Annotated in this window: 22 protein-coding genes and 1 tRNA gene; 9 read left to right on the top strand and 14 right to left on the bottom strand. The window is 71.0% G+C overall.

The window, feature by feature from the left end; all coding sequences use genetic code 11:
- Positions 1-6 precede the first annotated feature (6 nt).
- Positions 7-2,064: a dTMP kinase gene (tmk, locus tag B5D66_RS18870; RefSeq protein WP_078763117.1), complete on the bottom strand. Its 2,058-nt coding sequence runs from the start codon at positions 2,062-2,064 to the stop codon at positions 7-9.
- Between the two features lie 214 nt (positions 2,065-2,278).
- Positions 2,279-5,020, bottom strand: coding sequence for a type I DNA topoisomerase (gene topA / locus B5D66_RS18865; RefSeq protein ID WP_078763115.1), 2,742 nt, complete (start codon positions 5,018-5,020; stop codon positions 2,279-2,281).
- Between the two features lie 242 nt (positions 5,021-5,262).
- On the opposite strand from topA, the gene B5D66_RS18860 reads away from it, so the two are divergent.
- The gene (locus tag B5D66_RS18860) at positions 5,263-5,448 is read left to right on the top strand and encodes a DUF5703 family protein (RefSeq protein WP_078763113.1); all 186 of its coding nucleotides are present in this window, start codon (positions 5,263-5,265) and stop codon (positions 5,446-5,448) included.
- Positions 5,449-5,891: 443 nt separating this feature from the next.
- Here B5D66_RS18860 and B5D66_RS18855 read toward each other — a convergent pair whose 3' ends face one another.
- From B5D66_RS18855 to B5D66_RS18845, 3 genes are all read right to left on the bottom strand, one after another.
- A complete protein-coding gene (locus tag B5D66_RS18855) occupies positions 5,892-6,908 on the bottom strand; it encodes a chaplin family protein (RefSeq protein WP_078763112.1) in 1,017 nt (338 codons plus the stop codon).
- 590 nt (positions 6,909-7,498) lie between these two features.
- Positions 7,499-8,422 carry a hypothetical protein gene (locus tag B5D66_RS25535; RefSeq protein ID WP_078763110.1) on the bottom strand — a complete coding sequence of 308 codons (924 nt, stop codon included), beginning with the start codon at positions 8,420-8,422 and terminating at the stop codon, positions 7,499-7,501.
- 237 nt (positions 8,423-8,659) lie between these two features.
- On the bottom strand, positions 8,660-9,982 hold the full coding sequence (locus B5D66_RS18845; RefSeq protein WP_078763109.1) for a M20/M25/M40 family metallo-hydrolase: 1,323 nt from the start codon (positions 9,980-9,982) through the stop codon (positions 8,660-8,662).
- A 185-nt stretch (positions 9,983-10,167) separates the two neighbouring features.
- On the opposite strand from B5D66_RS18845, the gene B5D66_RS18840 reads away from it, so the two are divergent.
- The 4 genes from B5D66_RS18840 (at position 10,168) to B5D66_RS18825 (ending at position 12,374) form a co-directional block, all read left to right on the top strand.
- A tRNA-Leu gene (locus tag B5D66_RS18840) sits at positions 10,168-10,255 on the top strand.
- Between the two features lie 535 nt (positions 10,256-10,790).
- Positions 10,791-11,048: a hypothetical protein gene (locus B5D66_RS25190; RefSeq protein ID WP_144390203.1), complete on the top strand. Its 258-nt coding sequence runs from the start codon at positions 10,791-10,793 to the stop codon at positions 11,046-11,048.
- Positions 11,045-11,572: a GNAT family N-acetyltransferase gene (locus B5D66_RS18830; protein WP_078763106.1), complete on the top strand. Its 528-nt coding sequence runs from the start codon at positions 11,045-11,047 to the stop codon at positions 11,570-11,572. Before B5D66_RS25190 ends, B5D66_RS18830 begins: the two co-directional genes overlap by 4 nt.
- Positions 11,573-11,660: 88 nt before the next feature.
- The gene (locus B5D66_RS18825) at positions 11,661-12,374 is read left to right on the top strand and encodes a DUF7737 domain-containing protein (RefSeq protein WP_200813708.1); all 714 of its coding nucleotides are present in this window, start codon (positions 11,661-11,663) and stop codon (positions 12,372-12,374) included.
- Between the two features lie 479 nt (positions 12,375-12,853).
- On the opposite strand, the gene B5D66_RS18820 is transcribed toward B5D66_RS18825, so the two are convergent.
- The gene (locus B5D66_RS18820) at positions 12,854-13,546 is read right to left on the bottom strand and encodes a TetR/AcrR family transcriptional regulator C-terminal domain-containing protein (protein WP_078763104.1); all 693 of its coding nucleotides are present in this window, start codon (positions 13,544-13,546) and stop codon (positions 12,854-12,856) included.
- A 39-nt stretch (positions 13,547-13,585) separates the two neighbouring features.
- Between B5D66_RS18820 and B5D66_RS18815 the strand changes: the two genes are divergently transcribed.
- The gene (locus B5D66_RS18815) at positions 13,586-14,470 is read left to right on the top strand and encodes a CPBP family intramembrane glutamic endopeptidase (RefSeq protein WP_078763103.1); all 885 of its coding nucleotides are present in this window, start codon (positions 13,586-13,588) and stop codon (positions 14,468-14,470) included.
- A 232-nt stretch (positions 14,471-14,702) separates the two neighbouring features.
- Here B5D66_RS18815 and B5D66_RS18810 read toward each other — a convergent pair whose 3' ends face one another.
- The 6 genes from B5D66_RS18810 to B5D66_RS18785 all read right to left on the bottom strand — a co-directional run bounded on the left by B5D66_RS18810 (position 14,703) and on the right by B5D66_RS18785 (position 21,937).
- A complete protein-coding gene (locus B5D66_RS18810) occupies positions 14,703-15,650 on the bottom strand; it encodes an aromatic prenyltransferase (RefSeq protein ID WP_159457289.1) in 948 nt (315 codons plus the stop codon).
- Between the two features lie 706 nt (positions 15,651-16,356).
- Positions 16,357-17,571, bottom strand: a complete 1,215-nt coding sequence (locus B5D66_RS18805) for an SMI1/KNR4 family protein (RefSeq protein ID WP_078763100.1) — start codon at positions 17,569-17,571, stop codon at positions 16,357-16,359.
- A gap of 129 nt (positions 17,572-17,700) precedes the next feature.
- Positions 17,701-18,741 carry a FecCD family ABC transporter permease gene (locus B5D66_RS18800; RefSeq protein WP_078763099.1) on the bottom strand — a complete coding sequence of 347 codons (1,041 nt, stop codon included), beginning with the start codon at positions 18,739-18,741 and terminating at the stop codon, positions 17,701-17,703.
- Positions 18,738-19,781 (bottom strand): FecCD family ABC transporter permease, encoded by a 1,044-nt coding sequence (locus B5D66_RS18795; RefSeq protein WP_078763097.1) that lies wholly within the window; start codon positions 19,779-19,781, stop codon positions 18,738-18,740. Before B5D66_RS18795 ends, B5D66_RS18800 begins: the two co-directional genes overlap by 4 nt.
- Positions 19,781-20,803: an iron-siderophore ABC transporter substrate-binding protein gene (locus tag B5D66_RS18790; RefSeq protein ID WP_078763095.1), complete on the bottom strand. Its 1,023-nt coding sequence runs from the start codon at positions 20,801-20,803 to the stop codon at positions 19,781-19,783. The genes B5D66_RS18795 and B5D66_RS18790 overlap by 1 nt, the downstream gene beginning before the upstream one ends.
- A gap of 294 nt (positions 20,804-21,097) precedes the next feature.
- Positions 21,098-21,937, bottom strand: a complete 840-nt coding sequence (locus B5D66_RS18785; RefSeq protein WP_078763094.1) for an AraC family transcriptional regulator — start codon at positions 21,935-21,937, stop codon at positions 21,098-21,100.
- Between the two features lie 705 nt (positions 21,938-22,642).
- Here B5D66_RS18785 and cas6e point away from each other — a divergent pair.
- Positions 22,643-23,356 (top strand): type I-E CRISPR-associated protein Cas6/Cse3/CasE, encoded by a 714-nt coding sequence (cas6e, locus tag B5D66_RS18780; RefSeq protein ID WP_327309028.1) that lies wholly within the window; start codon positions 22,643-22,645, stop codon positions 23,354-23,356.
- A gap of 316 nt (positions 23,357-23,672) precedes the next feature.
- Here cas6e and B5D66_RS18775 read toward each other — a convergent pair whose 3' ends face one another.
- Entirely contained in the window at positions 23,673-23,984 is a 312-nt protein-coding gene (locus B5D66_RS18775; protein WP_078763092.1) for a hypothetical protein, read from the bottom strand.
- Between the two features lie 15 nt (positions 23,985-23,999).
- Entirely contained in the window at positions 24,000-24,347 is a 348-nt protein-coding gene (locus B5D66_RS18770) for a hypothetical protein (RefSeq protein ID WP_078763091.1), read from the bottom strand.
- A gap of 111 nt (positions 24,348-24,458) precedes the next feature.
- Here B5D66_RS18770 and B5D66_RS18765 point away from each other — a divergent pair, with 111 nt between their 5' ends.
- Positions 24,459-25,373, top strand: a complete 915-nt coding sequence (locus B5D66_RS18765) for a helix-turn-helix domain-containing protein (protein ID WP_078763300.1) — start codon at positions 24,459-24,461, stop codon at positions 25,371-25,373.
- Positions 25,333-25,461 (top strand): DUF397 domain-containing protein, encoded by a 129-nt coding sequence (locus B5D66_RS26170; protein WP_327308939.1) that lies wholly within the window; start codon positions 25,333-25,335, stop codon positions 25,459-25,461. The genes B5D66_RS18765 and B5D66_RS26170 overlap by 41 nt, the downstream gene beginning before the upstream one ends.
- The last annotated feature ends 455 nt before the right edge of the window (positions 25,462-25,916 follow it).

The raw sequence follows: 25,916 nt of genomic DNA, 5'->3' as shown, positions 1-25,916 counted from the left end.
CCGTGCTCAGTCCTTGATGATCGGCAGCATTCCGGTGATCTCCTCGGCGTCCCCGGGAACCGGGTCGGGCAGGATCGGGCGGATGCGACGCCGGATCTCGCGGGTGATCTCCTCCTGCGGCCGCTGCGCGTCGAGCACCAGGTAGCGTTCCGGGGCGCGCTCGGCGAGCGCGCGGAACCCCGCGCGCACCCGCTCGTGGAACTCCTCGGGTTCGGCCTCAAGCCGGTCGGCGGGCCGGCCGTGGCGGGCCATCCCCAGGCCGACCGGGAGGTCGAGCAGGATGGTCAGGTCGGGGACCAGCCCCCCGGTGGCCCACTCGTTGATCCGGGCGACGTCGCTGGTGGCCAGCTCGCGCCCGGCCCCCTGATAGGCGAGGGTGGAGTCGACGTAGCGGTCGCTGACGACGATCGCGCCACGCTCCAGGGCCGGCCGGATGACCGAGCTGACGTGCTCGGCGCGGTCGGCGGCGTACAGCAGCGCCTCGGCGCGCGCCGACATCCCGGTGTGCTCCTTGTCCAGCAGCAGCGCGCGCAGCCGCATGCCGAGCTTCGTGGCGCCGGGCTCGCGCGTGGTGACCACGTCGAAGCCCTCCTCGCGCAGCCAGATGGCCAGCTGCCGGGCCTGCGTGGACTTGCCGGCGCCCTCTCCCCCCTCCAGCACGATGAACGTGCCACGGACACCGGCGGCCTCCTGGGGACGCGACAGCGGCACCCCCCGCACCGCGGCGACCAGCTCGGTGAGCAGGGAGACCTCGGGGGAGTCGTTCATCTGCCGGTAGGAGACGAAGGCCACCAGCAGCAACAACAGCGCCGCGATGAGCAGGACCCCGGCCGAACCGGAGAAGTCGTAGGTGAGCTCGCGCACCTGCCAGCGGTGCGAGCCGATCAGTCCGGCCAGCAGCGGGGCGACCGCGACCGAGCCCATGAGCACGATCTTCGCGGCGGCGTGCAGGAACGCGAAGGTCCGCCCGCGGATGTCGTCCTCGACCTCACGGCCCAGCATCGTCAGCCCGGTCACCCAGGCGACACCCGCGCCCGCGCCGACGAGCACGGTCATCCCGGCGGCGAAGACCATGTTGGGGATGAGGCCCACCAGCAGCAGGGCGACCGCCGACATGCCCAGGCCCAGGCCGAACAGCCGACGCCGGCTGAAGTCGCGCAGGATGCGCGGGCCGGCGAACATCCCGACGGCCATGCCGGCGAACACCGCGCCGAACATCACACCGAACCCGGCGTTGCCGGCGCCCAGCGTCTCGACGAACAGGCGGGCCACGCCGACGACCGCGCCGCCGGCCGCGAAGGCCCCGAGCATCCCCAGGAGCAGACCGCGGACCAGGGGGGTGGTGCCGGCGAAACGCCATCCCTCCCAGATCGTGCGCAGGACCGAGGAACGGTCGGCGGTGGCGGGCTCCCGCGCGGGGACGGGCAGGCGCCAGATGACGACCGCCGCGACGAAGAAGGTGACGCCGTTGATGTAGAGGGCGAGGTCGGCCTCGGGGGTGCCCAGGGAGGGGAACAGCCCGCCGAGCACCGAGCTGAACGCGGCCAGGAGCGCGAACAGTCCCGCGGCGACCGGGGCGGAACCGTAGGTGCTGAACAGGCTGAGCTGGTTGGCCTGTTCCAGCTTGTTCTTGGGGACGAGGTTGGGGACGGTGGCGTCCTTGGCCGGGGCCCAGAACAGGGCCACGCACTCGGCCAGGAAGTTGGCGATCAGCAACCAGTCGAGGCGGCCCACGATCGGGATGGAGATGTAGAGCAGACCGCGCAGGATGTCGCCGACGACCATGGTGAGGCGCCGGTCGATGCGGTCGGCGAGGGCCCCGGCGAGGGGACTCAACAGGATCGAGGGCAGCAGCTTGAGCAGGACCACGCCGCTGACGGCGAAGTACTGCACGAGCGGGCTGCGGTCCTGGGTGAGGATCGTGGCCAGCGACATGAGGGCGAGCAGGCTGAGCCAGTCGCCGAGGCTGGACAGCGACAGCGAGATCCACAGCCGCCGGAACGGCTTGATCGCCAGGACGGAGCGGGTCTCGCCCGGCTCCCCGAATGGTCCAGATCTGCTCATGGCGAAAAGCGTAGCGACGGTTCAGACCCTAACCGCGCTTTCGGTCCAGCTCCTATTCGTGACGGAACGCGCATAACGCGGCCCTCCTGCGTGTTCACCCCTCCGACAGCATATGTGATCCACAACACATTACCGCGTGGGGAAGGCCCGGACACGGCCGTGCCGCGGCCCCGGGCGGGGCCGCGGCACGGCCGGTCGGGCGGGTGTCGCCGGGTCAGGACTTCTTCGGCGCCGGCTTCTTCTTCGCGGCGGGCTTCTTGGCCGCGGGCTTCTTGGCGGCCGGCTTCTTCGCCGGCGCCTTGGCCCGCCGCTCGGCGAGCAGCTCGGCGGCCCTCTCGTCGGTGATCGACTCCACCTCGTCGCCCTTGCGCAGGGAGGCGTTGGTCTCGCCGTCGGTCACGTACGGTCCGAACCGGCCGTCCTTGACGACCATCGGCTTGCCGCTGACCGGGTCGTTGCCGAGTTCGCGCAGCGGCGCGGCGGCCGACGCCCGCCGGCCCCGCTGCTTGGGCTTGGCGAACAGCTCCCTGGCCTGGTCGATGGTGACCGTGAACATCTGCTCCTCGGTCTCCAGCGAACGGCTGTCGGTGCCCTTCTTCAGGTAGGGACCGTAACGACCGTTCTGCGCGGTGACCTCCTCGCCGTCGATCTCGCCGACCACGCGCGGCAGCGACAGCAGTCTCAGCGCGTCCTCCAGCGTGACCGTGTCCAGCGACATCGACTTCAGCAGCGAGGCGGTCCGCGGCTTGGGCGCCGCGGCCTTCTTGCGCGTCCTGGTCTTGGTCCCACCCTCGGGCTCGGCCGCGGGCTCCTCCAGGACCTCGGTCACATAGGGGCCGAACCGCCCGTTGCGCGCCACCACCAGACGGCCGGTCTCGGGATCGGTCCCGAGCTCGCGGTCGCCGCTGGGCTGGGCGAACAGCTCCTCGGCCTTGTCCTTGGTGAGCTCGTCGGGCGCCAGGTCCTCGGGCACGTTGACCCGCTGGCCGTCGCGTTCCAGGTAGGGCCCGAACCGCCCGACCCGGATCATGATGTCGGTGCCGGCCAGCGGGAAGGAGCTGACCTCCTTGGGGTCGATGTCGGCGAGGTGGTCGTCGACCAGTTCCTTGAGACCGGCCTCGTCCTCACCACCGTGGTAGAAGCGGCGCAGCCACGGCACCCGTTCGGCCTCGCCCCGCGCGATGTCGTCGAGCATGTCCTCCATGCGCGCGGTGAAGTCATAGTCGACCAGGTTGCCGAAGTGGCGCTCCAGCAGCTGCACGACGGCGAACGCGAGGAAGGACGGCACCAGGGCCGAGCCCTTTTTGAACACGTAGCCGCGGTCCAGGATCGTGCCGATGATCGAGGCATAGGTCGAGGGACGGCCGATCTCGCGATCCTCCAGCTCCTTGACCAGGGTGGCCTCGGTGTAGCGCGCGGGCGGACGGGTGCTGTGCCCCTCGGCCTCGATGCTCTCGGCCTTGAGGGTGTCGCCCTCCTCCAACGGCGGCAACCGGCGCTCGCGGTCGTCGAGCTCGGCCTCGGGGTCGTCGGCCCCCTCGACGTAGGCCTTGAGGAAGCCGTGGAAGGTGATGATCTTGCCGGAGGCGCCGAACTCGACGTTCTCCCCGGAGGTGGAGGTGCCCGCCACGCGCACGCTCACCGACTCGCCGACGGCGTCCTTCATCTGGGAGGCGACCGTGCGCTTCCAGATGAGCTCGTAGAGCCGCAGCTCGGCGCCGCTCAGACCGGTCTCGGCCGGGGTGCGGAAGGAGTCGCCCGCCGGGCGGATGGCCTCGTGCGCCTCCTGCGCGTTCTTCACCTTGGCCGCGTAGACGCGCGGCTTGTCGGGCACGTGGGAGGCGCCGTACAGCCGGGTCGCCTGGTCACGGGCCGCGGCGATGGCGCTCTCCGACAGCGTGGTGCTGTCGGTCCGCATATAGGTGATGAAGCCGTTCTCGTAGAGACGCTGGGCCACCTGCATCGTCTGCTTGGCCGAGAAGCCGAGCTTGCGCGACGCCTCCTGTTGCAGCGTCGTGGTGCGAAACGGCGCGTAGGGGGAGCGCCGGTAGGGCTTGCGCTCGACCGAGCGGACCGCGAAGTGCGCGCCGACCAGCCGGCCGGCCAGCGCCCGGGCCGCGTCCTCGTCCAGGTGGAGCACGCCCGAATCCGAGCGCAGCCGTCCCTGGGCGGTGAAGTCGCGCCCCTGGGCGACGCGGGCGCCGTCGACCGAGACGAGGGCGGCGGGGAAGACCGAGGGGTCGGCACCCGAGCCGTTGCCCGCGGCGTCGAAGAGCGCCTTGAGACCCCAGTACTCGGCGGCGGTGAACGCGATCCGCTCGCGTTCGCGTTCGACGACCAGGCGGGTGGCCACCGACTGGACCCGGCCCGCCGAGAGTTTCGGCATGACCTTCTTCCACAGGACCGGCGACACCTCGTAGCCGTAGAGCCGGTCGAGGATGCGACGGGTCTCCTGGGCGTCGACGAGCCGCAGGTTGAGGTCGCGGGTGTTCTCCGCCGCGCGCCGGATCGCGTCCTTGGTGATCTCGTTGAACACCATCCGCTTGACCGGGATCTTCGGCTTGAGCTCCTCGCGCAGGTGCCAGGCGATGGCCTCGCCCTCGCGGTCCTCATCGGTGGCGAGGTAGAGCTCGTCGGCCTCGGCCAGCAGCTCCTTCAACTTCTTGACGTGGGACTTCTTGTCGGCGGTGACGACGTAGAGCGGTTCGAAGTCGTGGTCGACATCGACGCCCAGGCGCGCCCACGGCTCGCCCTTGTACCGGGCCGGGATCTCGGCGGCCTTGGTCGGCAGGTCGCGGATGTGGCCGATGCTGGACTCCACGACGTAGCCCCGGCCGAGATAGCCGGCGATCGTCTTGGCCTTCGCAGGCGACTCGACGATGACGAGGCGGTTTCCTCCGCCCCTTCCGCTGTCGTTCGAGCCGTTCCTGCCGGCGCTGCCCTTCTTGGGTGGCACGCTCTTCCCCTACATCTAGCCTTGCGTCGTCGTCTGCGCGATCGAGTCGGCGGATCGCGAGTATCGGTCCCCAGCCACTGACGGTAACCGAAGGGGTCGGTTCTTCGCCGCTCGAGTCGGCGCGGCCGGCCGGTTCCTCGTCTTTTCCGAGAACCGCAATGTCCTGTGGGAGCGGTGGGGCGATCACCCGCGTGAGTGAACGCTATGGCACAACACCCTCCAGCAGTCGCAGAATAGGCGCAATGCTTGAGTACGAGTACCAGGAGCTCCGCTTTCCGCGCGGCACGTCGCGTAGCGCCGCCCGGCAGGCCCTGACCGAGCACGCCGAATACGGGCGATGGGAACTCGCCCGGGTCCGGCTGTATCCCGACGGGACCCGGAAGGTGACCCTGCGTCGCAAGATCATCCGACAGAATCGCTTTATGTGATTTACGTCACCACATAAGTGCCGGGAGGCGGGTGGAATCCGGCACGGGGAGACCCCATGCCCACCCGGCCCTGTAACGCCAAGGAGCGGGCCACCCCGGTTATTCCGGGATGGCCCGCCTAGGTTGTTCGGCGATTTCGGTCGGTCCCTCCGCCCGTCCGCCGCAAGGAGGACGTCGGGACCGGCCGATCGCCAGGCGTGGCACGTCGACGGGACCGAGCGTCCGCGCCCCTCCGTCCGTCCGCCGCAAGGAGGACATCGGGACCGGCCACTCACCGGACGCGGCACGCCAACGGGATCAGATCGTCCCTCCAGCCCCTCCGCCCGTCCGCCGCAAGGAGGACGTCAGGGCCGGTCGACGACCGGATGCCCGTAAGATCCGGGGCCCGCACACCGGCCGGACCGGGACGGGTCCGGCCCGGACGGTGCCGGGCTCCGGGGAGCCTACAGGCCGGTCAGGTCCATCGCCTCGCCCAGCCTGGGCAGACCGCTCATCTCGGGCAACGCCCGGTGCGTGACGCTCTCCGCCGCGCCGGCCAGCATGGACTCGGTGTGCGCGCCGATCTTCGGCAGCGTCTCGGCGGGCTCGGGGAGCAGGTTCTCCAACGGGCCGGTCGCGTTCCCGCCCAGGCCCGTGGTGTGGTGGTGGCGCATCTCGCCGCGCTGCGACTCGCGTCCGTCCCGCAGGAAGGAACCGGTCTGCTCGACCGCCGCGTCGGCGCGGTCCACCAGCCCGGTGACCCCGCGGTCCGCGGTCCGCGGCTCGGCGACCGTGCCCATGACCGATCCGGCGTGCTCCACGACCGAGCCGACGGCGCGCACCGGCCCCGTCACGTTCTCGGCGTCGCCCTCGCTGGGCGAGAACTGGTGCTGGCGCTCGACGCTCTGGGGCACCCCGGCCATCACACCGCCGGTGTGCTCCAGGATCCGGCCCGTGGTGCCGAGCGGGGCCAGCAGGTTGTTCTCGGTCTCCTCCACCGCGGAGAGCTGGTGGGTGCGGTAGGCGTCGTGGTGGCGGTCGGTGGAGTGGTGTCCTCCCTCGACCACGGCCGCGCCGGTGTCCTCGGAGACCGCGGCGGCCGTGGCGAGGACGGCCGCGACGGCGTTGCCCGAGACGTTGACCGGGACGTCGGCGTCGACCGCGGCCTGGTTGCCGCCGGCCACCGATCCGTCGCCGGAGGAGGTGAGGTCTTGGTCATCACCCCCCTTACCACCCTTGTCGTAGACGACCGCGCCGGTGTCCTCGGAGACCGCTGCGGCGGCAGCGGCGACAGCGGCGACAGCGTTGCCGGAGACGTTGACCGGGACGTCGGCGTCGACGACGAGTTGGTTGCCGCCCAGGATCGAGCCGTCACCAGAGGTGACCGCCTCGGTGTCGGCGAAGGAGATGCCGCTGCCGAGGGCGACGAAGCCCGCGGTGAGCAGGGCGGTCTTGGCCGAGGTACGGACCCACTTCCGCATGTGGGTGTTCCTTTCGAACGAGTCTTGCGAGATGAGATGGGCTCTGCGGGCCTCGGGACGGGCCGCTCCTGGCTGGAGCGCCGTTCCGGGCCGAAGGCCGCCCGGGATGTCGCACCTGGCGGGTGCGGTTCGGGCGGGGAGGGACGCGCTGCGCTTCCCGGGGGAGGCGCGACGTGTGGTGCACGTCCGGTCGGCTCCGCCCTGGAGGGGCGGTGACCGACGTGAACCCCGCGAACGTCGTCGCGGCGCGGGACTCACGTCGACCCCCGGTCGATGGGACCGGGCAGCCGGGTTCCGCCCTAACCGGGCGGGAGGGCCGTGGTCCGGCTCGCGGTGGGAGCCGTCCCGGTGCTGACATGAGCGACGAATCGTGTTTTGTGCTTCTCGATGGACATGGGTGACCCCTGCAATCTCGAAAGGAGCGCGGTGGAGCGTCGGACGGGGAACCGGTTCGGTCCGGGATGGCGGTCACGGCGGAGAACGGGCGCGCCGGTGTGCAGACCAATGGGACGAGGCCCTGACGGTCTGGTCGGGTCGGCGCGAACAGCGCGGCTCAGGCGCGGGGTCGGTGACCGCCCGGAAGAAACGAACTAGTCAGGAGAGAAAGAGGGGTCGTCGGCGGCGTCGCGGACGACAAGAGTGGGGTCGCCGGGCAGGGCGACGCGCTCGGCGAGCGGCCGGAGCGTCCCGAACTGCTGGGCCAGGAAACCCGCGGCGGCGGGACCGGGCGAAGGGGAGGACGAGGACACGGTTCCAGCGGAGTCGGAGCCGGCGTGCCCCCACGCGCGTCCCCCCGAGGTGGCGGGGTCCGGCGTCTCGTCGGGAGCGGTGTCGGAGGCGGTGGAGAACAGGAGGGGCGCGGCGCTCATCGGCACCACCACCTCCTGGTCGCCGGAGACCTCGTCGACGTCCTCCGGGGTTTCGGAGGGTTCGGGAGCGTCGTCGCGCTGGGCGGGCTCGGCCGCGACGCCGGTCGGGTGCTCGGCGGGCAGGTCGCCCCGCTCGTGCGCCCCGGGCCGGACGGTGATGATGTCACCGGGCTGTTCGAGCGTGTCGCGGATCAGCCCGAGTTCGTCACCCGCGAGGCCGGTCAGCGGCCCCCCGGACTGGTGGGGGTCGATCGCCCGCCCGAGCCCGTCGCGCAGCCCGGCGGCGGGTTGGGCCAGTCCTTCGGAGACCTGTTCGGTGAGAGCGGTGTCGCCACCCCCGAGGGAGCGGTCGAGTCGCGCGCCGATCTCGCGGCCGGTACCGACCGCCTCGGCGACGGAGACTCCGGCGCCATGGGCCAGGGAGCCGACCGCGTGACGCGCGGCCTCGCCGGTCTCGTGGGTGTCGGTGAGACCGGTCACGTCGGCCGTCTCGGAAGAGGACGGCGCGGCCAGGCGTTCCGCGGAGAGCACCGCGGACGGACCGGCCGCAAGGGTGTCGGCGGCGACGGGCGCGGCGCCGGCGACGAGCCACCCCGCGGCGGCGAGGCCGCCCAGGGCGAGAAGACGGCGGATCGAGGGGGCCACGGCGCCACAAACCGCGCGGAGGGCATCGCCCCGCCGCTTCCGGTCTGTCAGCACCATGGAAAACCTCTCGGTTCGGCACATCGAAGGATCACGCGAAGACGTCGCGCGAGCGGTGACGGAGGATCACCTCCGGCAACCGAGAGTTACCGTAGCACTACGCAGAGGTGTGCGCGCAACCCGAACGGGAGGATCGACGCGCCCCGGGCCGCCGGAACGGTCCGACGGCCCGGGACCGCCTCAGCTCAGGTCCAGGAAACGGTCGAGGACGCGGACGCCGAAGCGCAGCCCGTCCACGGGGACACGCTCGTCCACGCCGTGGAACATGCCGGCGAAGTTCAGTTCCGGGGGCAGCTTCAGGGGCGCGAAACCGTAGTTCCTGATGCCCAGCTTCTGGAAGCTCTTGGCGTCGGTCCCCCCGGACAGGCAGTAGGGGACCGCCATGGCGCCCGGGTCCTCCGCCAGGAGCGAGTCGGCCATCGCCGAGACGATCCCGCCCTCGAACTCCGTCTCGACCGATGGCAGGTACTGGATGAACTCGCGGCTCACCTTGGGGCCGAGCAGCCGGTCGATCTCGGCGAAGTACTCCTCCTCGGTCCCGGGCAGGAACCGGCCGTCCACCTGCGCCGTCGCCGACCCCGGGACCACGTTGGCCTTGTAACCGCCGCTGAGCACGGTCGGGTTGACCGAGTTGCGCAGCGTCGCGCCGATCATCGTCGCGATCGGGCCGAGCCGGGCGACCGTCGCCTCGACGTCGTCCTCGTCGAACTCGACGCCGAACGCCTCGCACACCTCCTCCAGGAACAGCCGGACCGTCTTGGTCAGGCGGACCGGGAAGCGGTGCCGGCCCAGCCGGGCGACCGCCTCGGCGAGCTCGGTGACGGCGTTGTCGTCGTTGACCATCGACCCGTGCCCGGCGGTGCCGCGGGCGGTCAGCCTCATCCAGGCGATGCCCTTCTCGGCGGTCTCGACCAGGTACATGCGCCGGTTCTCGCCGACCGTGAGACTGAACCCGCCGACCTCGCTGATCGCCTCGGAGCAGTCGGCGAACAGCTCCGGGTGCCGGTCCACCAGCCACTGGGCGCCCCAGGAGCCGCCGGCCTCCTCGTCGGCGAGGAACGCCAGGACGATGTCGCGCGGCGGCGTGCGCCCCTCGCGCATCCGCTGCCGCACCACCGCGAGGACCATGGCGTCCATGTCCTTCATGTCGACCGCGCCGCGCCCCCACACGCACCCGTCGGCGACCTCGCCGGAGAAGGGGTGGTGGATCCAGTCGTCCGCGTCGGCCGGGACCACGTCGAGGTGACCGTGGATCAGCAGGGGCGGACGGGAGGGGTCGGCGCCCGCGATGCGCGCGACCAGGCTGCTGCGGCCGGGATGCGACTCGTAGATGCGGGACTCCACCCCCACCTCGTCGAGTTTCTCCGCGACGTACTCGGCCGCCGCCCGCTCCCCCGGACCCGAGTGGTCGCCGTAGTTGGAGGTGTCGATCGCGATGAGCTCCCGGCACAGGTCGACGACCTCGACCTCCGCCGCGCTCGGCGCCTCACGCTCGTTCGCCATGCCAGATCGCTTCCTCTCCGTGTCTGGACTGCCTGCCCTCCCCATCGTCCTCCCTCTCCCCCTCGCGTGTCGCTCCCTCGTGACGTCTCCCACCGCGCGATCGGTTCGGCGAAAACGATGTACGGGTAACGCCTGACGTTTGCTATCGTTGACCTTGTTCGGCGGCAAGGACCGCCGGAAACCCAGTCCGGGTGGCGGAATAGGTAGACGCGCTAGCTTGAGGTGCTAGTGCCCGTTAAGGGCATGGGGGTTCAAGTCCCCCCTCGGACACCACTAAAGGTCCTGGTCACAGGGCCTTTTTTGTTGCCCAGGTCGCAACCAAGGGGGCAACCAGGGCGGATCGTGCGCGCCCCGGCCCGCGGACGCGCCGGAAGACGCCCGAACTCGACTTCGCGAAACCGCTGACATGCCCCGGCCTTTGCACGCCGCGGCCGGAGCGGGCTGACACATCGCCCTCGGCAGCAGCTCGCCTCGTGGGAATCACCGTGTTCGCCGGCCCGTCCTCGCGCCCCGCCGACGTCGGCGGGGCGCGCGCCACCGTCGCCTCGACCGATCTGCGGATGGCATTTCGGCCCCGTGCGCCGCCGCGTCCTCATCGGCCTAGCCGGCAAGCGCCTCCCGGGAAGACGGCGGCCGGACAGGGGACCGACCCCTGAACCAGGGAGAACCCGGCACCGTAGTGGTCCTCGACGGGGAGTCCGGCCAGTCCTGGAAGTCAGGGTCGCCGGGATCCGTGCCGTCCATCCTCTGACCGGCCGGCGACCGCGTCCTGACCGCGGGCGCGGCCCGCCTCGGCAGCATCACGGCGGTGACGCTGATCTGCGTCGTCGTGCTCCTGCCCACCGTGGCGGAGCCGCGTCGGTTCACCTCCGCCTGGGACTGGCGTATGGTCTGGCACCTGAACTCTCCCTGGCGGGGGATCTCGGCGGATTCGTCCCGCACTCGGCCGCGCAGAATGTGGTCGGGTCTGCAGCTCGTGGCCGTGGTGATCGCCGAAGCGGACCTCCCGCCGACGCCTCGCTCCGCCGCCTCCACTACATCGGTCTCAGGCAAGGACATCAGTTGACGTTCACCCGGCTCCTCACCCCGGACGACGCCCCGGAACTCGCCAAGATCCTCACGGGCAACCGCGGCTTCCTCGCGGAGTGGGATCCCCTCCGCGACGACGACTACTTCACCGTCGAACGCCAGTCGACCCTGCTGGAGCAGGACGCGCGCGACCACGAGGACGGCACCTTGGTCCCATTGGCCATCCTCGACCCCGACGGGCGGATCGTCGGCCGCCTCAACATCGGCGACATCGTCCGCGGCGCCCTGCAGTCGGCCCGCCTCGGCTACTGGGTGAGCCGTTCCCACAACGGCCGGGGCCTGGCCACCAGGGCCGTCGCCGAGGCCAGGGAGATCGCCTTCGGCCGGCTGGGACTGCACCGCCTCCAGGCCGAGACCCTGATCAAGAACACCAGATCACAACGGGTCCTGGAACGCAACGGGTTCACGACCTACGGGATCGCCCCGCAGTACCTGCTGATCGCCGGCCGGTGGCAGGACCACATCCTCTACCAGCTCCTCAATCCCGAATGGTCCGAATAAGGCACCGCAGACCCCGCGCCAGCGGTCTCAAAGCCGGCGAGAACTCCTACGCGGGGTGGATCGTCCGCATCGAAGCGAGGCGGTCGCGGTGGCCACGCCGGCCTTAACTGCCGGGGTAACGGCATCCGAGACCGCCGATATCCACGCCGGGCCCCTCCTCGGCGCCGCGCGCGACGCCTTACCCCACGGCAAAGGCGCCTACGCGCTGCTGGCCACCGACCAGGTGCGGTTCTATCCGGTCGACACACCGCAGAACCTGGTCGGCACCATGGATGACGGCGGGTTCTTCATGCCCGGGCCGGTGAAGGTGGAGCCGCTGCCGCTGGAGGAGATACCGGTCCGGGTGCTCAGCGAGGCGCTGCGGGACGTGGACCTGTTCGTCGGGGTCACCAGCGTCGGCAACGACCCCACGTGGCAGGACGGCGGCCCCGAGGGGCGCTACCAGGCGTACTGGTCCTCCCACGGCTTCGGCGAGCTGGGCGAGACCGCCCGGACGCGCCGGGACCTGCTGACGCGGCTGCCGCCCCGGCTGGCCGTCGGCGACCGCTGCCACGTCGAGGGGCGTTTCCTGCACGTCAAGGGGGAGCTGAACACCTACCGGATCCACTTGGGCTCGGGGAACATCCTGATGGTTTCGGGCGACCGGTACCTGTGCATCGTCCCGGGCGACGTGCCCGTCACCTATCTGCCGTTCGACGGCGATCGGATGCTGTCGATCATCCTCAGCAAGGCGCTGCTGCTCGCCGAGGACACGAAGATCACCGACCCCACGATCCTCGGCCAGATCCGGCGAGGCGGGTAGCCGGTCCATCCACCGGCTCCGATCGGTGCCGGCGACGAAGCTCCCGGTGCGGCTTGCCTCCGGCGCCCGCAGTCTCGAACCACGCGCCGGGGATCACCGGCCGTGACGGTCCGCGTCGGCCGGCCGGTCGGGCGTCCAAACCGGTGGGCCTCCCGGTTCGGACGCCCCCACGCTCGCCGAACCGTACCCGCCACGGCGGTGCGCGACGTGGGCTGGCCCGGCCGGTGGGGACACCGCTGTTCCGGCCCGGCCGCACGACTACGGCGCTCGAACGACCGGGCGAAGCGGTCCGGCGTCAGCAGCGCGGGGAGACCGGCCGCACCGCTCCCGGCGGATATCGGGTGACGGGCCGGGAGACGGCCAGCGCGCCCCGGGCCGCGTGTTCCCCTGGGCGATCGGGCCGTCCACCCGCGCGGCGGCGTGGAGACCAAGGGGCCTCCCCGCCCGGTCGGCCGGGGCCGGCGCCCCGGCACCGACGGTCACCGTCCCCGGGTGCCGCGCCGCGCCTTGACGCCTTCCACGATCAGGTCCAGCGCCTGGTCGAAGTAGGTGTTCTCCACGGCCAGAAAGTCCGAGTCCGCCACCGCGGTGGCGACGGCCTCCTCGTGTTCCTGCGGGGACCGCGACTTGGCCACGCGCATCGCGACGGCGGAGGTGGCCGCGCCGAGGATCTGGTTCGACACCGCCCGGATCGCGGCCGCCCGCGCCTCCTCGTCGCCGCCGGACTCCTGGATGGCGGCGACGACCCTCCGGGACAGGGCGACCGCGTTCGGCCCGATCAGCGGCCGGGAGCCCGCGAACTCCGCCGCCCAGGTGTGCGCGGTCAGCGCCGAGTAGAACCGGCGGGCGGTCTCCTTGAGCGCGGTCTCCCAGGGCACGTCCGAGGCGGGCAGGGCCGCGGCCGCCTCGGTCAGGATCTCGTCCACGGCGAGGTCCACGAGGTCCTCCCTGCGCTCCACGTACCAGTAGAGGCTCGTCGCGTGCACTCCCAGTTCGGCGGCGACCTTGCGCATCGTCAGGGCCGTGGCGCCCTCGCGGTCGAGTAGCGCGATCGTCGCGGCGACGATGCGTTCGCGGCTGAGAGCGGGCTGGGAGCGGCGGCGGCGCTGTGGACGGTGGAAGACGCTGTCGAACTGCTGGTCGGGTCCTGGTTCAGCCATGTCCAACAGCATACCGGTAATCCAACATTGTCGGATTGAATCAAACGGTGTATGTTGCTGGCCATGGCAACCGACCTCCCCATGACCCGACCGCGCCCCTCCGCCTCGCCGGCCGCCCCCGACCCGGCGCGCACGACGGCCGTCGCCCCCCAGGGCCTCACCGCCTTCCTCGTGATCGCCTTCGCCTTCTCCTGGACCGCGTGGTGGGCCGGACCCCAACTGATCACCGGCAACCCGATGCCCTACGTCCTCGTCGGCGGGTTCGGGCCGATGGTGGCCGCGATCCTCGTCACCGCCGCCACCCAGGGCCGAGCCGGGGTGGGCGCCCTCTTCCGGCGGTACTCGCTACGGCGCAGGGGCGGCATCGCGCCCTACGCGATCGCGCTGCTCGCGCTCCTGGCCATCGCGGCCTCCGCCGCGCTCCCGGTGTTCCTGGAACAGGCGCCGGTGGACGAGGCGCTGCTGAGCGCCACGCTGGCGATGGCGCCCGCCCAGTTCCTCCTCATCGCGCTGGCCGGCGGCGGCAACGAGGAGCTGGGCTGGAGGGGGTTCGCGCTGCCCCGGCTCCAGGGTGTGCTGCCCCCGCCGGCGGCGAACGTGGTGCTCGGCGCGGTCTGGGCGGTGTGGCACGCTCCCCTGTTCTCCGTGCCGGGCACCGCCCAGCACGAGATGCACTTCCCCTCCTACGCCCTGCTCTGCGTCGGCTTGACGGTCATCCTCGGCCACGTCTTCAACTCCGCCCGCGGCGGCGTGCTCGCCGCGGTGCTCGCCCACGCCGGGATCAACGTCGTCTCGGGCGTCAAGGGAACCGTCATGGGCAACCCCGCCAGCGCGGGTGAGGTCATCCTGGTCGCCCTCGCCGCCCTGTTCCTCGTGGCCATCTCCCGTGGCCGCCTGGGACTGCGCCGCGCCGAACACCGGACACCGTCGTCCTGACGGTCTCGAACCGGGGATCCGCACGGCCCCGACCGAGGTCGCGGCCCACCATGGACGGTGGGCCGCGACCTCGCGCTTTCCCCGGACGGGGCGGCGGCACATCCGGGCGAAGGCCGGGGCCGCTCCTGTTACGCCCGAACCCCGTGCCGGCTACCCGGCGGTGCGACGGCCGGCCGCGCCACCCGGCGCACCGATTCCCTCAGCCGGCGCGCCGCGACCGGCACCCCACCGGTCATGGCGTGGCCACGGGGTCCAGGACCGGGCCGGCCTGCCCGCCACGCCCCGGCAGAGCCCTCCAGTCCCGGAGCAACCCGGCCAGGTCGCCGCAGTAACTGCGCTCACCCTTGACATAGGACGTGCCTCCGGCGCCGAAGGACCATCCGACGATGTGCACGTCCGTCGGATCGTAGGAGGGCGCGTCGCGCAGGAACCCCGCCAGGCGGGGGCCGACGTCGGGGATGCGCCCCTCGGGAATGTGCGGGGCGTAGAAGCAGGCGCGCTCGAAGCATCCCGTGTCGGCGGACCAGGTGAGGGCCGCGAGGTAGTGCTCCTCGCGCATGTAGCCGCCGATCTCCTCGACCAGCGCGGCGTCGGCGGGCGGGCTGTGCACCAGCTCCGCGACGGCCGCTTGTTGCCCGGCCCGGAACCGGCCGAGCACGCCGAAGTAGAGGTTCACGGTCTGATGCCGGAAGTCCACCGAGACGTGCCTGACGAATTCGAGTCCCCGGCCGGCCAGGGCCGCCTCCTGCCGCCGCAGGGCCTCGGGCATGTGGTCGACGGCGAGCACCTCCTCCAGACGCAGCATCCCGCCCAGGAACACCCAGCACTTGGCGAGGCCCCGGTCCGCGTCGAAGTCGCAGGACTGGAGGGCGGCACCGCCGTTCATGGCGCTCAGCGAGGTGACGAGGGGGACGAGCGGCGACCTGACGTCGATGAACCCCGCCCGCGCCGCGATCTCGACGGTGTCGGTGGGCTCACGGGAGTAGAAGCGGTAACTGAGGGCGTCGCCCGCGCGGCTGGTGGTCTTCCACAGGACGGCGCCGGTGCTGAAGCTCTGTTCGTAGGCGTCGATGACCCGGCGGGTCCGCTCCTGGTCGAAGGCGGCGCCGATGCTCGTCGCCGTGCCCTGGACGTCCTTGATGAAACGCGACGGGGAAAAGGCGTTCGGAGGCACGTTCATTCCATCTCCCGGTGCCGGTGGTCTCTGCGAAAAGGAACGACGGTGAACCATTCAGCTTGATTCCCATCTTCCCCCCGAGAGGAACCTGGGTTTTCACGGAGAACCATCCTCGAGGAGGGACGAACCAGCGCGCGCACCCCTGTTCAAGCGCGAATCGAACAGCCCGCCACCCCGCTTCGGTCCAGTTGGCACCCCCTCTCCGGCCGACCCCCTCTCGAATTCCGCATCTCCTTCCGAGAAGATCTATTCCACCCTGATAACAGACAAGTTCGGAATTCCATATTTCCGGGGTGTAGTTCCGCCTTCACCCGAACGTCATCCGCACCCACGATGATCTGACAAGGTTTCACGTCCCCTTTTCATCGTCGAGCGAGGAATGGATATCGCCGGCGAGCGCGTCACCTCCCCGCTCAACGCCGCGAGGCTCGTTGGAGGACGGTTCCCATACCCGCGCCCCCGGAGGAGGGCCGAGCCATCCGGGTTGTGGCGCCTCCGAGCGCTTCTCCCCCGAAGGGTCCCAGGATGTGGTGCCGCCGCGGTCCCCCGCCCGTGGGACGTCCTCCCCTTCTCCCCCGCAGCGCGGCGCGCGAAGGAGCCCGCGAGGGCGGACCGCCCGGGCGACGGGTGGCCGCGGCAGCAGCCGGGCACCTGGACGCGCCCCGCCCGTCGGACGGCGGGGCGCGTCCGGCCACACGACTGTTCCTTCTCAGTCCCGGCCGGCCCGCCCAACGGCGTCGCCGCCGCGGGGAGTGGACACCACCTCACGGGCGCGGTCCGGGGTGACCACGTCGCGCAGGGCGGGATCGGTGAGCAGGACGACCGGGGCGACGCGGTTCGGCGAGGTCGGGGTCCAGTCGGGAAGCGCCCGCCGGACGACCGTCCAGGCGTCGTCGCCCCGGCCCTCGGCCGCCAGCGCGCGGGCGGTCTCAAGGGCCCGCTCGAAGGCCGGGGGTTCGGGCACGCGCCGGGCGACGATCCAGGCGTCCGGGTCGGCCGTGGCCCCGCCGCTGTCCGCGAGGAGCTCGGGCAGGGCCTTCGTGAAGTCGCGGGCCGCCTCCTCAAGGGGCGTGCGCCCGACCGGGGTGGTGGAATCGCGGGCGTGGTGGACCAGGTAGAGCGGAACCGCCTCGGCCGCAAGCTGCCCGGCTCCGATCGCGGCGACCACGTGCGGGCGGTCCAGGATCCCGCGGAGCAAGTAGTGCAGTCCCGTCTCGCCGAGGAAGGCTCCGAGGATGACCTTGAGGTAGGAGGCGGCACCGGACCCCTTCACCTCGGCGCGGTCCAAAAGATCCAGCGCGGCCTCGACCTCGCCGCGCAACGCCGCCCGGCGCCCCTGGTCCAGCAGCTCCTCGGCCCCCTCGGGGTGCACCGGGTTGCCCGCGCGCCCCTGAAGCCACTCGAACTCGGCGCGTTCGGTGGCGACGAGGTCGGCGAAGCTCCGGCACCGCTTCCCCAGTCCGCCGTTCCAGGGGGACCAGGTGTAGGCCGCCCATTCGCCGTCGGGCGAGACGTCCCCCGAGTCCAGCAGCCAGGACTGGAGGTCGCTGTCGCCGGAGATCAGCAACGGCCGTCCCAACAGTTCCTCCATGCCCCACACATCGACGTGCTCGACGTCGGGGTCGTCCAGCCATGCGACGTCGCGGGTCGCCAGCAACTCGTACATGAACCGGCTGATCCTGCCCCAGCCGTTCGAGGCGGCGAGGAAGGAACGGTAACTGGGCGGCAGCGCCGTGCCGAGGCGCTCCTCCAGCGCGGTGAGCTCGGCCTCGGTGGCTCCGGCGTGGCCGAGCCACCCGGCCGCGCGCTGCTCGTCGTCGAACTCGCCCGCATCCGCCACGCGCAGCATGTCGCGGCTGTACTCGGCCAGATAGGTCCGCCAGTGCTCGACGGTGTCGGGGAGCGCCGCCGTGTCGTCTGCCATGTCGTTTTCGCCTCGGGGTCGGAGTGGCCGGAGACCGGGCTCGGGCCGCGTGGTCGGGATCCGCTCAGAACCTAGTTCCGGAGTCCGACATTTCATGGCGCGCCGTCCCGCCCGCTCCCGGTCACACGCTCACAGGGAGCCGCCCGTGCGGTTGGTGCGGATGATCAGGTAGACGAGGTAGGGCGCGCCCAGCACGCCCGTGACGACCCCGACCGGGTAGCGGGTCCCGAAGGCGAACTGTCCGCAGAAGTCGGCGACCAGCACCAGGAGCGCCCCGACCAGTGCCGCGGGCACCAGCAGCGACCCGTTGCCGTTGCGTCCGATGATGCGGGCGGCGATCGGGCCGGAGAGGAAGGCGACGAACGCGATCGGCCCCGTCGCGGCCGTCGCGAACGCGATGAGCCCCACCGCCCCGATGACGGCGACGAACCGGACGAGGTCCACCCGGACGCCGAGGGCCGACGCGGTGTCGTCGCCCAGCTGGATCATCGACAAGGGGGTCGACTGGGAGAGCAGCACGGGGCCGATGACGAGCAGCGCGACGCAGACGAGGACGACGTTGTCCCAGCCGGCCCCATTAAGGCTGCCGGTCAGCCACCGCATCGCCTCCTGGAGGTCCCAACCGGCCGCCTGGTCGAGGATGTAGGAGGTGATGCTGTCGAGCATCGCGGCGATGCCGATACCGATGAGGATCAGCCGGGTTCCCGAGACCCCGTTCTTGAACGACAGCACGTACACGACCACCGCCACCAGCAGTCCAGCGACGACCGCGAAGGCCGCCACCCCGGCGTCGTCGAGCGAGAGCGTCACGATCGCGAAGGTGGCCGCCGCGCTGGCCCCCGCGCTGATGCCGATGATGTCCGGGCTGGCGAGGGGGTTGCGCAGCAGGGTCTGGAACGTGACGCCGGCGAGCCCGAAGCACAGCCCGGCCAGTACCGCGAGCACGGCCCGCGGCAGCCGGAGCCGGCCCACGGTGAAGGAGGCGCCCGGCACGTCCTGGCCGAGGATCACCCGCGCCACGTCGCCGGGGGGATAGAAGGTCTGCCCGACCATCAGGGACACGGCGAACATGAGGACGATCAGCGCGGCGAGGACGCCGATGACGCCACGCCGCCGACGCGCGCGGAGCACCCGGTCGCGGGCGGCGGATTCGACGGTGGAGATGCTCACAGCGAACGGACCTTCTGGCGACGGACGATGTAGATGAAGAAAGGGGCACCGATCAACGCGGTCACGATCCCCACATCGACCTCTCCGGGACGGGCCACGATCCGGCCGGCCACGTCCGCCGCGGTCAGGAGCGCGGCCCCCGCGAGCGCCGAGAACGGCAGCAGCCACCGGTGGCCGACACCGACCAGCAGCCGGCACACGTGCGGCACGACGAGGCCCACGAACCCGATCGGCCCGGTGACCGCGGTGGTCGCGCCGCACAGCACGACGGCCCCGAGGGAGGCCACCCCCCGCGCGAGCGCGACGCGCGCCCCCAGCCCGGCGGCCAGGTCGTCGCCCAGGGCCAGCAGGTCCAGCCCGTACGCCGACAGCAGGCAGACCGCCATCCCCACCACGAGGAACGGCAGCACCTGCGTGACACTGTCGAACGTCCCGCCGCCGACGCCGCCGATCTGCCAGGACCGGACGTCGTCGGCGATGTCGTTGCGCGGGAGCACGACCGCGCTGATGAACGACGTCAGGGCGGCGGAGGTCGCCGTTCCGGCGAGGGCGAGTTTGAGCGGCGACGCCCCGCCCCGGCCCAGTGAGCCGATGACGTAGACGAACACGGCCGTGATGGTCGCCCCCACGATCGCCACCCAGGCGAACCCGGCCGCCGTCGTCAGGCCGAAGTAGGCGATGCCCGTGACGACGGCGAGCGAGGCGCCCATGTTCACGCCCAGGATGCCGGGGTCGGCCAGCGGGTTGCGGGTCACCCCCTGCATGACCGCGCCCGAGACGCCCAGGGCCGCGCCGGCGACGACGGCGAGCAGTGTCCGGGGAATCCGCTTGGCCACCGCGGCCTGGTCGAAGCCCTCGGCCGATCCGCCCAGCGCCGCCACGATGTCGGGCCACTGCACGTTGCGGGAGCCGACGGTGATCGAGAGGAACATGAGCGCCACCAGCGCGACGAGCAGGCCGAACAGCCACAGGAGCCTGCCGCGTTTCCGGGCGCGCAGGACTGCGGCGCCCGGAGCCGGCGGCGCGTCGGTCGCCGTCACTACGCCTCGGCGGCTTCGGCGAGGAGCGACAGGTAGTCCTCCAGGACCCAGGAGATCGACAGCGGCGTCGGGTTCGCGGCCGTGCCGAGGGGGCTCTCACCGGGGAGGTTGACGACCGCGCCGTTCTCCACGGCCGGCATCTGCGACAGCAGCGGGTCCTCCTCCAGGCTGGTCACGAGTTCGTCGCCGCCGTAGGTGACGATGATGTCGACGTCGTTGAAGGCGTCGGCCTGCTCGGCGCTTCGGGTCAGCGAGAACTTGTCGGTCTCGGCCGAGGCGGTGGCGACGCTCTCGGGGGTGGCCATCCCCAGGTCCTCGAAGAACATGGCGCGCGTGTCGTGCGTCGTGTAGAAGCTGACCTCGCTCAGGTCGGTGGCGTCCACGTGCGTGAGGAACATCGCCGACTTGCCCTTGATCTGCGGGTACTCCGCGACCGCCGCGTCCATCTCCTTCTCCAGGTCGGCGATGAGCTCGGCGCCCTCCTCGGCCATGCCGAGGGCCTGGCTGTTCAGTTCGATCACCTCCCGCCACGGGGTGCCCCACGCGGTCTCGGGGTAGGCGACGACCGGGGCGATCTCGCTGAGGGTGTCGTAGTCCTCCTGGGTCAGGCCGGAGTAGGCGGCGAGGATCACGTCGGGCTGGGTGTCCGCGACCGCCTCGAAGTCGATTCCGTCCGTCTCGTCGAACAGCACCGGCGTCTCCGCGCCCAGCTCCTCCAGCTTCTCCTCGACCCACGGGAGCGTGCCGTCGCCGTCGTCGTCGCCGAAGTTGGCGGCGGCCATGCCGACCGGTACGACGCCCAGGGCCAGCGGGACCTCGTGGTTGGCCCAGTTGACGGTCGCGACCCGTTCGGGCTTGGACTCGATGGTGGTCGTGCCGAGCGCGTGCTCGATGGTGACGGGGGTCCAGTCACCGGAGGCGCTCTCCTCCTCTCCGGTGGACGAGGAGGAGGAGCAGGCGGCGAGCCCGAAGACGAGCAGGGGGGTCGTGGAGAGCGCGACCAGCCTTGAGACGCGGGGCATGGTTTCCTTCCGGTTATGGCCGGCTGCGCGGCCTCCGCCATGGCGGTACCGGGGTTCGGCTCTCGCCTCCCGCGGCGCCCGTGGCGCAGCGGCAGCGTACGCCCCAAGGGAGCGGTCATCAGCCAAAACGCCTCGGTGCGACGCGTCGGTGTACTCGTACACGCCGCCGCGACCATGACGACTAGTTAGCTTTGCCTAACCAAATCTAGAAGAGCGCACGAGGGGTCGCAATACCGCATATATGACACGCTTTGTAGTGAAACGGACAGGTCGGAGCGGGCGGCCCAGGGGACGTCACCGCGCGCGGAACATGCCCGGGCTCATCCCGGTGATCCGCCGGAAGGCCGCGCCGAACGCGCTCGCCGAGTGGTAGCCGACGCGGATGGCGACCTCGTCGATCTCCTCCCCACGCGCCAGCATCGTGATCGCGTGCTGCACGCGCACGGTCGCCAACCACCGGCTGAACCCGGTCCCCGTCTCCGCCCGGAAGGCCCGGGCGATGGTGCGGGTGCTCACCCCGAGCCGCACCGCCCACGCGGCCAGCGTCGTGGTGTCGGCGGGATCCTCGTGCACGGCGGCGACAATGGGGGCCAGCAGCGGCGACCCGGGATTCTGGAAGCTCAGCCCGTGCCGGACGGGCGTGAGGACGTCGAACACGATCGCCTCGGTCCGCGAACGCGCGTCCGGATCGAGGTCCTCAGTGCCGAGCCGGTCGAGCAGGAGCCGCAGCAGCGGCGTGGCCTCCACCGCGACGGGCTCCTCGGAGATCGACGGCACCGCGTGGATGCCGAACTGGGCGGCCCGGTGCAGCATCCCCGCGGGTGCCCAGCCGGAGTGGGGCACGCCGGCCGGTATCCACAGGGCGGCCATCGGCGTGATCGCCCAGACCCGCCGGCCGACCGTCGCCCATGACACCCCCCGCTCGGTCCAGATCAGCTCATGCGTCGGATGCGAGTGCTCCTCCCAGAACGTGTCATGGGGGATGACCTCGGCGTGGGTCGCGATGGCGAACGGCACATCGATCTCCCCCGCGGCGTAGAGGGGGAACCTGCGGCTGTCGACCGTGCCGCGCCGCGCCGGTCCGGCGGCGCGCGCCCGGGTCGCCGGATTCGACCGGATGTCTCGTATGACCACGTCACCAAGGCTAGGCAGCCGAGGGCACCCCGGCGGAGTGGCGTTGTGCACGCTCCCTCACCGGCGCCCCGTGGGAACGGGCGGCCGGGGCGCGGGACCCCTGAACAGCGGGACAGAAGCCGGGAACCGGTTCGACGCTCCCGGTACGAGAACGGGGCGTGAGCACGCGAGCACAGTGGACAAGGAGGCTCGGGCCTCCCGGCGGGACAGTGTCCATCGTCTGTCCGGCGGGGACGAGACCGGCCACCTGCCTCGTCCCCGGGAAGCGCTGGGACCCGGCAGCCGGCCAGGACCAGGGCGCGTGGACCGCGTAGCAGCGACGAGGATCGGCACGCGTCACCGGCTCTCCGTGGCCGGACGAAGCACACGGGCAGGTCTCCAGCGCCAGGCCGGTCCCAGAGAGCACCCCGCACTCCGGTTCGTTCCGTCCGCTCGTTCGCCCGGCCTCAGCGCTCCTGAAGCGGTCGACAACGACCAGGACAGGGCCGGCCCCGCTCTCTCCGGCCCGTCTTGGGCACGTGCGCCCTCCCGGCCTTCAACACCGACTTCACACCGTTCCGTTCCGGAATAAATGGAAACGGAGCGACATAAGGGAATTTCACGTCCGTATCGAACGCTCCACGCCTGGTCGAAAATATGAATCGGCTCTGCCCTGAATAGCCGCACGACCATAGCAGAGAGCCGGTATCCGGCTCCCCGTCCTCGATTGTCCGCGGCACGCCCTCCATTCACGGCAGAGCGTTCGCGGTAGTCGGACAGGGGAGCTCAGGGAATGGCCAGCGCGGTGGTGGTCGATCCGATCGGGAACGACGGCAGGCGGCGATACGCCGCGATGCCGAGCGCGCGTCGAGAGAGGCGGCGCGCCGTGAGCGCGGCCTGCTTTGGAGGATGGACTCGATCCGCTCCGGCCACCTCCTGCTCGTTCAGAGCAGCATGCCTCCGGATCGGGGAAGGCTTCCCGACGGATACTTGGCGGGGGAGGCTCAAACACGCCCTATCGACGGTGTCCTGGAGGCGATCATCCCCGGCCGATCGCTGATGTTCCGCCTCACCGCCGACCCCACTCGGATCGTGCGCGCTCCGGACGCTCCGAAAGAGGGGCGCGGAAGACGGGTGGCGTTGCACGACCCTAAGGAGCAGCTGGGCCGGCTGGCCCGTAAAGGGGAGCAGTGCGGCTTCGTGGTGCCCGCCGGCGCCGACGGCGGGATGGCCGTGACCGTCTCTCCATGTCCGCCTGTGGTCGGCTATAAGGACGAGAACGGGAAGCGGAACAAGATCACGATCTCCCCCACCCGTTTCGACGGCCGTCTCGTAGTCACCGACGCCCGTCTCTTCGCCGACGCGGTACGCACGGGCATCGGCCGGGCCAGGGCCTATGGCTGTGGCCTGGTGAGCCTGGCACCGGTCACCGCAGGCTGAGGCCTGCCGGACCGGACAGGAGGACGCTCAGAACCTCACATGTCCCACACCGTGCGTGGATCCGGACGGGCCCTCTGCGGTGCGTTCCGAGAGCCATTCCTCCTGTCCCCGGCCGTTCGCCCAGGGACGGGAGGAAGTCCGAGCGGCTCGCACCCCGACCGCCGTCCGTCAGGGGCGTGGCGCGGGCCGGCGGTCCACGTGACGGCCACGGGCCGGGGCGGTGGGGGATCGGCCGCGTTGGGGCTCCGCGAGGTTCACGGGAACGCCGGAGGTCGCCCCTCCTCGCCCCTCCGGCGCTCCCGTGAACCCGCCGAGGTCACCCGGGACGTTCCGGCTCCGGGCCGTCGCCCCCACCCCACGGCCGCTCCCTCCTGGCGAACATCGCGACGATCAGCTCCGCGCACTCGTCCGGCCTGTCGGCGGAGATCGCCACCCACCCGCCGGACGGCTCCCGGAAGTGGAAGAAGAGCCCGCAGCTCGTCACCGTGACGTGGCCGATCCCGTCGTCCCCGTGCAGGGAGGGCCCGTACCGCGCGTCCGCGGGGATCAGGCGGCTGCCCGCGCCCCTGGCCCGCAGCTCCTCCCCCAGGGCGCGTAATTGCCGGGTCTGGGTCCGATGCGCCCGCATGCCCGCAACCGCCGATCACGCCGGCGCGAGGGCCGCGGCCACCGAGGCCGTCGCCGCCGCGACATCCGCGACGGACGCCCTCCCCGGGACACCGTCGCGGTCCTCCCAGCAGAAGTGACCGTCCTCGATCACGATCAGGACATCGGGGACCCCCACCCGCGAACCGGCCCCCACGAAAGGCGGATAACCGGGTTCCCAGTCATACGGCCCCTTGCCTCCCCTGACCGGAAGGGGGCTCCCATAGATCCGGCTGGGGACCTCCACATCCTCCAGGCCCTTTTGCAACTCCCGCAGCCTGAACCACCGATAACGACGTTCCCCGCCGGGCACGATCGCCCGCCACTCGGGTTTCACCCTGCTCATGTAGCGAACCTTTCACCTTTTCCCAAGCGGAATCCATACCCCCGCCACAACTGCGCGGGAGGAGTGAAGGCCGGTAGCAGGGTGTTGTGAGGCTGTGGTTAAGTGGTTGCCATGGGACAGCGAAAGCCGCAGGACAACCCCGCGTTGCGGAAGTTCGGCAGAGAACTCGCCCGACTGCGTGGTTTGGCTGATATGTCTCAAGAAAGGCTTGGAAAGGCGCTGAACGTTTCCGGTTCCCTGATCGGCCACTACGAACGCGCCGAGAGGAGACCCAGCCGGGCGTTCACCGAGAAGGCGGATGAGGCCCTGAACGCGGGCGGCCGGCTTTTGGAGTTGTGGCCCAAACTCCGGAAAGCCGGTTATCCGGAATACGCCGGTGACTTCCTCGAAGCCGTCCCCCTCGCCTCCATCATGCGCGACTACCACCCCACGCTGATCCCCGGACCGTTGCAGACGGAGGCCTACGCCCACGCCACGTTGAAGGCCGGGAGCGCCCTCGCGACCGAGGAGGAGGTCGCCGTGCTGGTGGCGGCCAGGATGGAACGCCAGCACACGCTTTTGGAGGCCGGCTCCCCCGCCATCTGGGCGATCATCGACGAGGACGTGATCAGGCGCCTCACCAGCGACCCCGACATCCTGCTCGGCCAGCTGGACAAGCTGCTGGAGCTGTCGGAGTCGGGCCGCGCGGACATCCAGATCGTCCCGTCCAGTGTCAGCATCCGGCGCCATCCCGGCCTGTCAGGCCCACTCACCATCCTGTCCTTCACCGACAAACCCGACGTGGTTTATGTAGAGGGATTCGGAAGCGGCAATCTCATCAGCGACCCCGAAACAGTCGAGGAGATCTCGCTCGTGTTCGGGAAGATCCAGGCCGCTGCCTACCCACCGGAACAGACGGTGGACCTGCTCAAGCAGATCAGAGGGGAATTCAATGGAACCGGTTTGGCACACGTCCAGCTACAGCAATGGCCAGGGAGGGCACTGCGTGGAGGTGGCCGAGACTCCACGAACGGTCATGGTTCGTGACACCCGCAACCGCGATCTCGGTCATCTCTGCTTTCCCGCCGACGAATGGGCTTCCTTCCTGGAGGGTGTGAAAACCGGCGAGGTGTAGCGGCCCCGCGCCCTTCCGGGAATCACCGCGAAGGGCTCACGCTCTCCTCGACGGACCGTAGACGATCACAGCTCTCCGTCTTTCTCCCACCCTTCTTTGTGAAGGGATCCGGTGGTTTTCGTTGGCGAATCACCGCCGGAAGAGAACGGGACATCCGTATAACGTCGGTGTGGACCGCGTGACAGTGGGCGTCTTCCGCGCGCCTCCGGCGGAGACCGAGAACCAGGACAGGCCGGCTCATCCTTCCCGGTGCCGAGCCGGCCTTCCAACGGGACGGAAGACTCCCGTCGAAGACGGGTCCCGCCAAGTGACCGCGCTACGCCCCGGAACGCGCTCGGGGGGCGCTTCTGCCCGGGACACGGCTGCGAGGGCGGACGGCGGTCCGTCCGCCGTGCCGGCCACGTGTCGGCCGGCCGATGCGGCGCCTCCCCATCGCCCGGCCCGCCACCGGTGCC

Source organism: Marinactinospora thermotolerans DSM 45154 (assembly GCF_900167435.1).
GTDB classification, from domain to species: Bacteria; Actinomycetota; Actinomycetes; order Streptosporangiales; family Streptosporangiaceae; genus Marinactinospora; species Marinactinospora thermotolerans.
Note: the sequence above shows the minus strand (reverse complement) of the source record. Positions and strands in the feature narration are given on the sequence as shown.